This is a genomic window from Listeria tempestatis, assembly GCF_963575625.1.
GTDB classification, from domain to species: Bacteria; Bacillota; Bacilli; order Lactobacillales; family Listeriaceae; genus Listeria; species Listeria tempestatis.
Map to the genome: position 1 here is coordinate 422,239 of NZ_CAUYTK010000002.1, position 11,871 is coordinate 434,109.

General features: G+C 38.9%; 12 protein-coding genes. 9 read left to right on the top strand and 3 right to left on the bottom strand.

Annotation, left to right across the window (positions count from 1 at the left end):
* Window positions 1–52: 52 nt before the first annotated feature.
* The 6 genes from miaA (at window position 53) to glnA (ending at window position 5,807) form a co-directional block, all read left to right on the top strand.
* The gene (gene miaA / locus R8923_RS04795) at window positions 53–967 is read left to right on the top strand and encodes a tRNA (adenosine(37)-N6)-dimethylallyltransferase MiaA (protein WP_485871618.1); all 915 of its coding nucleotides are present in this window, start codon (window positions 53–55) and stop codon (window positions 965–967) included.
* Between the two features lie 106 nt (window positions 968–1,073).
* Window positions 1,074–1,304 carry an RNA chaperone Hfq gene (hfq, locus tag R8923_RS04800; RefSeq protein WP_485871619.1) on the top strand — a complete coding sequence of 77 codons (231 nt, stop codon included), beginning with the start codon at window positions 1,074–1,076 and terminating at the stop codon, window positions 1,302–1,304.
* Window positions 1,305–1,380: 76 nt separating this feature from the next.
* Entirely contained in the window at window positions 1,381–2,598 is a 1,218-nt protein-coding gene (gene hflX / locus R8923_RS04805; protein WP_485871620.1) for a GTPase HflX, read from the top strand.
* Window positions 2,595–3,848, top strand: coding sequence for a methionine gamma-lyase family protein (locus R8923_RS04810; RefSeq protein WP_485871621.1), 1,254 nt, complete (start codon window positions 2,595–2,597; stop codon window positions 3,846–3,848). The genes hflX and R8923_RS04810 overlap by 4 nt, the downstream gene beginning before the upstream one ends.
* A 187-nt stretch (window positions 3,849–4,035) precedes the next feature.
* Entirely contained in the window at window positions 4,036–4,404 is a 369-nt protein-coding gene (locus R8923_RS04815) for a MerR family transcriptional regulator (protein ID WP_059139865.1), read from the top strand.
* Between the two features lie 68 nt (window positions 4,405–4,472).
* Entirely contained in the window at window positions 4,473–5,807 is a 1,335-nt protein-coding gene (gene glnA / locus R8923_RS04820) for a type I glutamate--ammonia ligase (RefSeq protein ID WP_485871622.1), read from the top strand.
* 44 nt (window positions 5,808–5,851) lie between these two features.
* On the opposite strand, the gene R8923_RS04825 is transcribed toward glnA, so the two are convergent.
* The gene (locus tag R8923_RS04825; protein WP_485871623.1) at window positions 5,852–6,814 is read right to left on the bottom strand and encodes a metal ABC transporter solute-binding protein, Zn/Mn family; all 963 of its coding nucleotides are present in this window, start codon (window positions 6,812–6,814) and stop codon (window positions 5,852–5,854) included.
* Between the two features lie 244 nt (window positions 6,815–7,058).
* Window positions 7,059–7,304 (bottom strand): membrane protein insertion efficiency factor YidD, encoded by a 246-nt coding sequence (gene yidD, locus R8923_RS04830; protein WP_485871624.1) that lies wholly within the window; start codon window positions 7,302–7,304, stop codon window positions 7,059–7,061.
* Window positions 7,305–7,373: 69 nt separating this feature from the next.
* Between yidD and ytkD the strand changes: the two genes are divergently transcribed.
* Window positions 7,374–7,841 carry an RNA deprotection pyrophosphohydrolase gene (ytkD, locus tag R8923_RS04835; RefSeq protein ID WP_485871625.1) on the top strand — a complete coding sequence of 156 codons (468 nt, stop codon included), beginning with the start codon at window positions 7,374–7,376 and terminating at the stop codon, window positions 7,839–7,841.
* Between the two features lie 43 nt (window positions 7,842–7,884).
* Window positions 7,885–8,127: a DUF2584 domain-containing protein gene (locus R8923_RS04840; RefSeq protein ID WP_485871626.1), complete on the top strand. Its 243-nt coding sequence runs from the start codon at window positions 7,885–7,887 to the stop codon at window positions 8,125–8,127.
* A 118-nt stretch (window positions 8,128–8,245) separates the two neighbouring features.
* On the opposite strand, the gene R8923_RS04845 is transcribed toward R8923_RS04840, so the two are convergent.
* The gene (locus R8923_RS04845; RefSeq protein ID WP_485871627.1) at window positions 8,246–9,286 is read right to left on the bottom strand and encodes a S66 family peptidase; all 1,041 of its coding nucleotides are present in this window, start codon (window positions 9,284–9,286) and stop codon (window positions 8,246–8,248) included.
* A gap of 124 nt (window positions 9,287–9,410) precedes the next feature.
* Between R8923_RS04845 and R8923_RS04850 the strand changes: the two genes are divergently transcribed.
* Complete coding sequence (locus R8923_RS04850; RefSeq protein WP_485871628.1) at window positions 9,411–11,651, top strand: ATP-binding cassette domain-containing protein; 2,241 nt, start codon at window positions 9,411–9,413, stop codon at window positions 11,649–11,651.
* Window positions 11,652–11,871 lie beyond the last annotated feature (220 nt).

The window sequence follows — 11,871 nt, forward strand, 5'->3', positions numbered from 1 at the left end:
GCATCTAGCGTTTTTCATGGTACATTAGTAGTAGATGCAAGGAGGGTTCTATTTGGCTAAAATTCCTGTCATTGTCCTCGTTGGTCCAACAGCAGTAGGAAAGACGGCGCTAAGTATCCAATTAGCAAAAAAATGGCGCGGAGAAATCATTAGCGGTGACTCCATGCAAGTATATAAAAAGCTTGATATTGGAACAGCTAAAGTTACGGAAACTGAAAAAGAAGGCGTTCCGCATTACTTGATTGATGTTGTGACACCGGACAAACCGTTCACTGCCTCAAAATTTAAGGAAGCAACAATTACAGCGATAAGAGATATTACAAAAAGAGGCAAGCTCCCTTTTATTGTTGGCGGGACGGGTCTTTATATTCAGTCCGTTTTTTATGACTACACATTCGGAGCTTCTAGTGAGGATGTAAATTTTCGTGCTGAAATGGAGCAACTTGATAATGAAACGCTTTTTGCGCGCCTAAAAAAGGAAGATCCAAAAAGTGCCAACATCATTCATCCTAACAATAAACGGCGAGTGATTCGCGCACTTGAGGTTATGCATGTGAGTGGCAAACCGTTCAGTTCTATGCAAAATCAGCGTGAATTAAATCCTGAATTTTCACCGCTTTTTATTGGTTTAGATTTACCTAGAGAAATTTTGTATGAGCGAATCAATGAACGTGTGTTACATATGATGAATGATGGCTTACTAGGTGAAGCAAAATGGCTCTATGAACAATATCTAGGCGACAATTCTGCAACAAGAGCAATTGGTTATAAAGAATTATTTCAATACTTTGATGGTCAAGTTACTTTGGACGAGGCTATTGAATTAATAAAAAAGAACTCAAGACACTTTGCGAAACGCCAATTTACTTGGTTTAGAAATCGAATGTCTGTCAATTGGATTAACATGACTTCTGAAAATCCTTTTTCACAGGCGGATGACGCTATACAGCGTTTTTTAAACGAATAAACGGTTTATGAGTGCGAAATACAGGGTAATGAATTTAAAATGGTTCTCAAACTGTTTTAGATGAACCTCTTTTGAGGGAGTTCTTAGAAAGATAGGAGAGGTATACATGACTAAAGGTGGACAAGCGTTACAAGATCAATACTTAAATCAACTAAGAAAAGAGAAAATTTTGGCGACTGTATTTTTAACAAATGGTTTCCAATTACGTGGAAGAGTTGTTAGCTTCGATAATTTCACGGTTCTTCTTGATGTAGAAGGAAAACAACAATTAGTATTTAAACATGCGATTTCGACATTCTCGCCGCAAAAAAATGTGGCATTAAATCCAGAAGGCTAATCGTATTTCATTCGTGAAAGAGACAGGTGAAAGCGCCTGTCTTTTTTGCTGCAGATATTAGAAGAGGTGCGAATTTATGGGAAAAGAAAAAGTCATTCTTGTTGGCGTTTTGTTAAAAGATGCGGATGAGACGGCATTTCATTATTCAATGGAAGAACTAGGTCGCCTTGTAGAAACAGCAAACGGCGAAGTATTTGGTACTCTAGTTCAAAAAATGGAGCGTGTGCGCCAAGTGAGTTTTATTGGTCGCGGAAAGTTAGTGGAGCTTAAAAATTTGGTTTTGGAAGTCGATGCTGAAACGGTCGTTTTTAATAGTGAATTGACGCCCACGCAAATTCGAAATATTGAAGCGGAAATTGATGCGAAAATCATTGACCGGACTGGTCTTATTTTGGATATTTTTGCCATGCGTGCAAAATCGCGAGAAGGGAAATTGCAGGTCGCATATGCGCAGTATGAATATTTGTTACCTCGCCTTTCCGGCCAAGGAAGTTCTCTTTCCAAGCTAGGCGGGGGAATTGGTACGCGTGGGCCTGGGGAGACGAAGCTTGAGATGGACCGCCGGCTTCTGCGGCTTAAGATGCATGAAATTAAAGAGGCGCTTATGCAAGTTGAGAAGCATCGCATGCGTATTCGTGAAAAGCGTAAGCAAAATGGGATTTTTAGATTTGGGCTAATTGGCTATACGAATGCGGGTAAATCGACTATTTTTAATCGGTTGACGACTGCCGAAACTTTAGAGGAGGATCAGCTTTTTGCGACGCTTGATCCGACTACTCGAAAAGTGAAGTTAGAAGATGGTTTTGAAGTGTTATTAACGGATACGGTTGGTTTCATTCAGGATTTACCAACTTCACTCGTTGCGGCTTTTAAATCGACACTTGAAGAAAGTGCTGATATGGATATGCTCCTTCATGTTGTAGATAGCTCGGATGCTGATTACCTCAAGCATATTGAAACGGTAAAAGAGATTTTGCGTGCACTGCAAATTAGTGATATTCCAGTTTTAACATTGTATAATAAAAAAGATAAACGGCATAGAAGTTTTGTTGCGACCGAGGCAAATTATAAAGAAGTCTCAGCATTAAGTGAGGCATTTCCAAACGATATGCGCGAATGGATGTTAACGGAAGTTAAAAAAATTTGGCTACCTTATTTTTTAACAGTAAAAGCAAGTGAAGGAACGAAGATAGCTTTTTTGAAGCGAGCCACTTTTGTTTCAAAAATCGAGTTTGATGAAGAAAATGAAACATATCAAATTCGTGGCTACTTTTCTGGAAAGGAAAAATTATGACAGAACAAGTAAAACAGTTAAAACAACGAGCAGAACAAATGATAGACATGCTACAAAAAGGAACAGACGAGATTGCAGAACAAAACCAAGCGAAAGTTCTAGAAGCCTTTCGAAAAAATAAGGTAAGTGACTTTCATTTTAATCCATCAACTGGTTACGGCTATGATGATGAAGGTCGTGATACACTAGAGCGCGTTTATAGTGATGTTTTTCATACAGAAAAAGCAATCGTCAGACCACAACTCATCTCAGGTACACATGCGATTTCGACAGCCTTATTTGGCATTTTGCGCCCAGGTGATGAACTTTTATATATTACCGGGAAACCATATGACACGCTAGAAGAAATCGTTGGTGTAAGAGGAAGTGGGAATGGCTCGCTAAAAGATTTTCAAATCAGTTATGATGCGGTTCCTCTAAAAGGAAATCAAGTTGATTTTGAAACAGTAGCGCAAAAAATAAATGCAAACACAAAAATGATTGGTATTCAGCGCTCAAAAGGCTATGCGAATCGCGATTCATTTGCCGTTCAAGAAATTAAAACAATGATTCAGTTTGTCAAAAATATCAAGCCGGATGTGATTGTATTTGTCGATAATTGCTACGGCGAATTTGTTGAGTTAAAAGAACCAACCGATGTTGGAGCTGACCTAATTGCCGGCTCTTTAATTAAAAATCCAGGCGGTGGTCTTGCTAAAATTGGCGGATACATTGCCGGAAAAAGAGAACTTGTTGAATTATGTGGTTACCGACTAACAACGCCAGGCATTGGCTTAGAAGCTGGTGCTTCACTTTATAGTTTGTTAGAAATGTATCAAGGCTTCTTTTTAGCGCCACACGTTGTGGCTCAAGCTATTAAGGGTGCCAGATTTACGGCGGCGATATTATCTTTATGTGGTATCGAAACGAGTCCAGCATGGGATGATAAACGGACTGATTTAATCCAAAGTATCTCTTTTCATGATTCGAAAAAAATGGTGTTGTTTGCTCAAGCAATTCAAGCGGCATCGCCTATAAATGCTCATGTAAAACCAATTGGCGCCTATATGCCTGGTTATGCAGATGACGTTATCATGGCAGCTGGAACATTTATTCAAGGCGCAAGTTTAGAGCTAACTGCAGACGGCCCAATACGCCCGCCTTATGAACTTTATGTGCAGGGTGGACTCACATATGAGCATGTGAAAGTAGCTGTCACTGGTGCAGTTCAAATGCTTTTGGAGAAGGGTGCGTTAAATTTATACAACTAACATTTCAATTGTAAAAAAAATAAATTTTTTTTGGCGCAGTTTTGATTTCTGCGTTTTTTTTATTCCCAAATTGACTGTGGCGCAGTACATTTTGCATTATGTTAGATTATCTTACATAGATTTGACAAATGATTTAACGTACATTATAATGCTACTATCATCAAAAAAATAGTGAGGGGGAAAAGCCGTGAGTGAGAAAGAAATTCGACGATCGATGCCTCTTTTTCCAATTGGTCCCGTGATGAAGTTGACAGATTTAACAGCAAGGCAGATTCGTTATTACGAAGACCAAGGTCTGATTAGTCCAGCTCGAAATCAAGGGAACCACAGGCATTACTCACTTCAAGATATTGATACACTCCTTGAAATCAAAGATTACTTAAATGATGGTTTAAACATCGCGGGCATAAAAAAAATGTACCAAATACAAGATCAAGAAAAGAAAAATCCACTTACGGACGAGGATGTTCGTAAAATTCTCCGTAAAGAAATGCAACAAGCTGGGCGGTTTGTAAAGGGTGATGATTTATCTAAAAATCAATATCCGAAATTGTAGAAAAATTCAAAATAGGTATTAACTTTCAAGAAGTTTATATAAATTGAGTATTGGGAGGATTTTAAATTATGTCAAATTATACTAAAGAAGATATTTTCCGCTTCGCAGATGAACAAAATGTTAAATTTATTCGGTTACAGTTTACGGATATTCTTGGAATCATTAAAAATGTGGAAATTCCAGTGAGTCAGTTGGCAAAAGCACTTGACAATAAGATGATGTTCGACGGTTCATCTATCGAAGGTTTTGTTCGAATTGAAGAGTCCGATATGTACCTTTTCCCGGATTTAGACACATGGGTTGTCTTCCCGTGGACGGCTGAAAAAGGAAAAGTAGCTCGTATGATTTGTGATATTTATAATCCTGATATGACACCGTTTCTAGGCGACCCGCGTGCAAACCTCAAACGCGTCCTAGACGAAATGCATGAACTTGGCTTTACTGACTTTAACTTAGGACCTGAACCCGAATTCTTCCTGTTTAAACTCGATGAAAACCGTAAGCCGACACTGGAACTAAACGATTCTGGCGGTTATTTCGATTTGGCCCCAACAGATTTAGGTGAAAACTGTCGTCGTGATATCGTACTTGAGCTTGAAGAAATGGGCTTTGAAATTGAAGCGTCCCACCACGAAGTAGCACCTGGACAACATGAAATTGATTTCAAATACGAAGACGCCATTACGGCGTGCGACAATATCCAAACGTTCAAATTGGTTGTTAAAACCATTGCGCGTAAACATGGCCTTCACGCAACGTTTATGCCAAAACCGCTTTTCGGTGTAAATGGTTCTGGTATGCACTTTAATATGTCCTTATTTAAAGATGGCGAAAATGCCTTCTACGATGAAAATGGCGAATTGCAACTAAGTGAAACCGCATATCAATTCTTGGCGGGGATGTTAAAACATGCGCGCGGTTATACAGCCGTAACTAATCCAACGATTAACTCTTACAAGCGTTTAGTCCCAGGCTACGAAGCACCCTGCTATATTGCTTGGAGTGGTAAAAACCGTAGCCCGCTTGTCCGTGTTCCAAGTTCAAGAGGGCTTAGCACTCGTCTTGAGCTTCGTAGTGTCGACCCATCAGCGAATCCGTATCTTGCAATGGCAGTGCTCTTAAAAGCCGGTCTTGACGGTGTGAAAAATAAATTAACTCCCCCAGCACCAGTTGACCGCAACATTTACGGCATGGATGAGGAGGAGCGTCATGAAGCTGGGATTTATGATCTTCCCGAAAGCTTAGCGCATGGTTTGATTGAACTTTCGAAAGATGATGCGGTTCGTGACGGTCTAGGAGACCACATTTATGAACACTTTATTGAAGCAAAACAAATTGAGTGTGACATGTTCCGAACAGCCGTTCATCCTTGGGAGAGAGATCAGTATTTGGAAATTTATTAAGCGAATGGAAAACCCCCGAAAGAGCTTGCTTTCGGGGGTTTGATTTAATAATTGAGTGCTTCTTTTAATGCATCTAAATTGTCATTCATAATGGAAATGTAATCACGTTTTGCTTTCACATCACTTGGCATTAATGTTTCAAGGTTATGCAATTTGAGTGCTGTAGTATCCGTTTCTTGTTGGATCACTTCAGCAATTTTAGAATTCGTATTTTGTTCGAGCATGATGTAAGGAATCTTTTCTTTTTCAATCGTGCTAACGATTGTTTGTAATTTCTTTTGTGATGGCTCATCACTCGTTGAAACGCCAGCAATTGGGATTTGGTGCAATCCGTAGGCTGTTTCCCAGTACGTATAAGCGGCGTGTGCTGTCACAAAATCTTTATGTTTAGCAGTGGCTGCCATCTCCTTATAAGATTCATCAAGCGTTTTTAACTTGGAGATGGTTTTTTCATAGTTTTCTTCAAAAGTAGCTTTTTTATCGGGCATTTCTTTAATGAGCCTGTCTTTAACAGTTTTTGCCATTTCTTCCATATACACAGGGTAGAGCCAAACGTGGGGGTTATAGTCACCATGCTCTTCGTGCTCTTCCTCGCCAGCATGTTCTTCCTCTTCTTCTGCTTCATGTTTCTTTGCATCAGGGTCTTTTGGTAAATCTAATTTTTCAGCTAAAGGAACGAATTTTACGTTTTCACCTTTAAGAGATGATTTTGCTTTATCTACAAAGCTTTCGAGGTTCAATCCAACGTAAAAGAGCAAGTCGCTATCAGCAATTTTCATCATATCTTTTTGTGTGGGCTCAAAGCTATGTGCATCAGAACCAGCAGGATATACGCTTGTGACTTCCACGTTGCTACCACCGATTTGCTCAGCTAAGTATGAAAGGGGATAGACGGTTGTATAAACTTTTACTTTATCGTTATCTTGTGAGGCCGTTCCGCTTCCGCAAGCAGCAAGTGTAAGTATAAGTACTAAAACGGGAGTTATAAGTAACCATTTTTTTAACATTTTTCCACTCCTTTATTTTAAATCAAAATGATTCCGTTTTACACCTCGTAAAAATAAATCGTACTGATTACGATTTGAGGGACGATATTGATAATACATGATTTTTTTGAAAAAAGCAAGTGTTAATTACAAATTGCTAATTTGCATGAGCAGTCAGACGTTTTGAATTGTGTAAACTTTTAAGCTGACTGCTCTTTTACATTAGTGTTTTTCAGTTTGTATGAAAAAATGATTTTATGTTATATTAATGATGATGATTGCAATCTGTTCCTTTTTTTGGAGGGACTAGGTCTACGCCGCCTTTATGAAAAGGGTGGCATTTTAGAATGCGTCTAATAGCGAGATAGCTTCCTTTAAAGGCGCCATGTGTTTCAATGGCTTCCATCCCGTATTGTGAGCAAGTTGGATAAAAGCGGCAAGAAGCAGGCGTGAGTGGGGAAATAACTTTACGATAAAAGCGTATGCCACCAAGTAAAAAGCGTTTTAGCATGTATTCACCTTCTATTAATTTGCTAGTTCTAGCTTATCATATTTTTTGGAAAAAGAAAGGGGTATGCAATTGTTTACTTATATCGATGAATTAGGTTCTGAGGTCACAATTTCATTTGAGCCATTTGGAGAACGGTCTGATGATTGCCTCGTTATTCCAATTTATGAAGGAAAGTGGCTTTTTACTCATCATAAAAAACGAGGAATCGAATTTCCAGGTGGAAAAGGTGAAAACAATGAAACACCAGCTGAAATGTCTGCGCGTGAATTAATGGAAGAAACAGGTGCGTATACAGATGATTTTCAGTTTGTCGCTGACTATTTAGTGAAGTCAGCTGAAAGAACCTTTACAAAGCGCATTTTTTTCGCAAAAATTAAAGGTTTTCATGTTCAAGATGATTATATGGAAACAAACGGTCCACTGCTCATGAAAGGAAACATTCGTGAAATCGTGCAGCAGCCAGAATTTGGCTTTTTTATGCGAGACGAAGGCATGCAAGAAATTTTACGAAAATTAGAAGATAAACTAGCCAAATAAAGCCCTTTTCTGCTATGATAAATAAGAAATGGAGGGATTTAGGATGGGCATGCCACTTGAAGTGAATACGATGGTTGTCACAAAAGGCCGGGAGAAAAGAATCACAGAAAAATTTTTTGAATTAAAAAAAGACGGATACCGCATTTATCCAATTGATGTTCCAATTGAGCTCCGTAAAACGAAAGACGGAGAAGTAAATGGTCTCGTCATCCCTAGAAAACTCATTTGGGAAAACGATACGACCGTGATTACATATGAACTTGTTTCTTTGAATTCAAGTAACTAACAATAGCTTTTATAAAGAAAAAACCAGTAATAGCGCCATTTTGAAAATGGGTTTTACTGGTTTTTTGCTAAGTTTCTTCACAGATTGGAGATTTCTCCAAGCTTGCTTTATTAAAATTTTATCCCAAAACTGCTGACTCCACTAATGTAAAGGTTTTCTGCATCGGATTTAGTTCGGCAATTCGCCCGTAAGGAAGCGTAATTTTGGGTTCGTTATGGCCAAAACTCGCATTGGCAAAAACAGGGACTTCTGTCAAATTAAATTCGCGTAGTACTTTTAAAATGAGTTGACGATAGTCAGATTGGTAAGCTCCTTCTTTTGGTTTTCCAAAAACAATACCACTAACATGAGATAAAACGCCCATAATGGCGTAGTTTCGTAATTGATCTTCGAACCACCAAGGATTCGCTTTCACTTCTGATGTTTCTAAAAATAAAATCGCATCATCAAATTGGTGAATTTCAGGAAATAGCGAAGTACCTTTGGCCATTTCGAGCACCTCCATGCAGCCGCCAATAAGAGGACCGGAAACTGTTTTTGTACCTTGAATAATATCATAGCCATCATTTGGCACGAATGTGCGTGGCGTTGCACTGTTTTCAGAAGTCCACGGCAGGAATTCCCCTGTTGTCTCAGGAGCGGTTTCAAAATGAATACTGCTATTTGGATAAAAAGCAAGTTGTTCGAACGCATTTTTAGTGAAGGATGGAAGCGCCACATTTTCTGCGAAGTCACTCAAAATTGCTGGCCCATAAAAACTTGAGATACCTGCTTTTAGGCACATTAAATGTGTGATGGTCGAATCGGAATAGCCAATAAAAATTTTGGGATTTTGGGCTAAAATAGAAAAATCAATGTATGGGAGCATCCGGATGCTATCATTGCCGCCAATGCAGGAAAAAATAGCTTTGATTTCTGGATTTTGAAAGGCGGCCATTAAGTCAGCGGCACGCTTTCCAGGGTGGTTGTACACAAAATCAGAGCCGGAAAGTGTGTGTGGCATTTCGATAACATGCAAATCAAAATGTTCTTGTAAACGCTTTTTGCCGATTTCATAGCGTCCTAGTAATTCTGGGTCACCGGCAACGCCTGATGATAAACTAATTGTTGCGACTGTATCTCCCTTTTTAAGCCGAGGTAGTTTTTGTAGTTTTAACATACTTTTTTTCTCCTTCCAACTTTTTTTATATTGTAGCATATATTTGGTTGACAGAGATGGGTGAATTAGGTACAATGATAAACCCTGATGGCTTCATTCAGGTAATAAAACTAGGGGGAATAACATGACACAAGAATACATCGAAATTAAAGGTGCCAGAGAAAATAATTTGAAAAATGTTTCTGTGAAAATTCCGAAACGTCAAATTACTATCTTTACAGGAGTCTCTGGTTCTGGAAAATCATCTATTGTTTTTGGAACCGTTGCCACAGAATCACAACGTCAGTTAAACGAAACGCACAGTGCTTTTGTTCGCGGCTTTTTGCCTAAATATCGTGAGCCGGATACAGATGGCATTCATGGGTTAGGCGCCTCTATTATTATTGATCAAAAACGGATTGGCGGTAACTCGCGCTCAACGCTTGGTACGATTACGGATATCAATCCTCTTTTCCGCGTTCTTTTTTCTAGAATTGGACAGCCAGAAGTTGGTCCAGCAAGTACATTTTCATTTAATGATCCAAATGGGATGTGTCCAGATTGTCAAGGTGTTGGACGAAAAATTACGCTAAACTTAGAAAAGTTTCTTGATTCTTCCAAGTCACTCAATGAAGGAGCCATCCAATTTCCGAATTTTTCAGTAGGGTCATGGTATTGGAATATTTATGCCTTATCCGGTTATTTTGACCTCGATAAAAAACTGAAAGATTATTCTGCGGAAGAAATGGAAAAATTACTGAACGGAAAGACAGAAAAATTTGTACTTGAAACCGCTGGAGGTCCAATTAATTCAACTTATGAAGGATTGATTCAAAAATTTGATCGTTTATATTTGAAAAAAGAAGGTGAAATGGGCGAGCGAACGAAAAAACAAGTAGATGCCTATACAACTGAGGTAGCTTGTGATGCCTGCGGGGGTGCCAGACTTTCTAAAAAAGTGCTAGATTGTCGCATTAATGGCTTAAATATTGCGGATTATATGTCCATGCAACTTGATGAAGTGGTGGAAAATATCGCGGAAATTGATAACCCTTACGCTGAAGCAATGAAAGCGAGCATTCATGAGCGTGTTTCGCATTTAATTGATATTGGTCTTGATTATGTTACGCTTGACCGTGAAACGAGCACACTTTCTGGCGGGGAATCACAACGAGTAAAAATGGTGCGTCATTTAAATAGTAGTTTAACAGATATGATTTATATATTTGACGAGCCAAGTATTGGCCTTCACCCACGCGATGTCCACCGTTTAAATGAACTTTTGGAGAAGTTGCGCGATAAAGGGAACACGGTACTTGTCGTTGAACATGACCCAGATGTCATTCGCATTGCAGATTATATTATCGATATTGGACCAAAAGCTGGAAAACACGGCGGTGAAGTTACCTTCCATGGTACTTATGAAGAATTTTTAAAAAGCGATACGCTTACCGGAAACTTCATGGGGCATCACGAGAAACTAAAAAATGAAGTACGAACACCGCGAAGCTTTTTACCTGTGAAAAAAACCAGCCTTCATAATGTAGAGGACCTCGACCTAGAGGTTCCAACAGGCGTTTTGAATGTCATAACTGGGGTGGCGGGATCTGGAAAAAGTACCATTATTAATGGTATTTTCAGAAAACAATATCCAGATGCAATTGTAATCGATCAATCGGCAGCACATGCTAATTCTAGATCAAATCCTGCCACATATTCAGGAATTATGGACAGTATTCGAAAATTATTTGGAACAGCGAATGAGGTTAGTCCGTCTCTTTTCAGCTACAATTCAAAAGGTGCCTGCCCAGAATGTAAAGGGCTTGGCTATATTGCGATGGATATGGCTTTCATGGATGCGATTCGCACCCCCTGTGAAGCATGTTCTGGCAAGCGATTTAAAGAAGAGGTTTTGAAGTACAAATTAAACGGGCAAACAATCAGCGACTGCCTAGAAATGACGGTCTCAGATGCTCTTCAGTTTTTTGAACTTAAAAAAATTACGAAGCAACTTCAGGCAATGGAGGACGTAGGTATTGGTTACTTAACACTTGGTCAAGCTTTAAGTACACTTTCGGGTGGGGAATGCCAGCGTTTAAAACTTGCTACAGAACTCCACAAAAAAGGAAGCGTCTATATTATGGACGAGCCGACGACTGGGCTTCATATGTCGGATACGAAACATATTATCGAAATCATGAACCGATTAGTCGATGCAGGCAACACCGTGATTGTAATCGAGCACAATCTTGATATTATTCGTCAAGCTGATTGGATTATTGATGTCGGTCCAGAAGGTGGAAGTAAAGGTGGAAAAGTCCTTTTTGGAGGGAAGCCAGCCGATTTGAAAAATGTTCCCACTTCGATTACAGCAAAATTTATTTAATTAAAATTGAGATCATAGTAAAAGCAAGTACATGAAAAATAGAATCGAAAATCAAGCAATTGTTTCATTTTTTAAAATGAGCTTTGCCTGATTTTCGGTTCTTTTTTAACTATACTGTAGATTTTTTTTATTTATTTTTCTGTAAAATTCATAAATTATCCACATACTATTTTTTTCTTCTATGCTAAACTGAAATAAAAACAACAGGCAGGTGAATGCT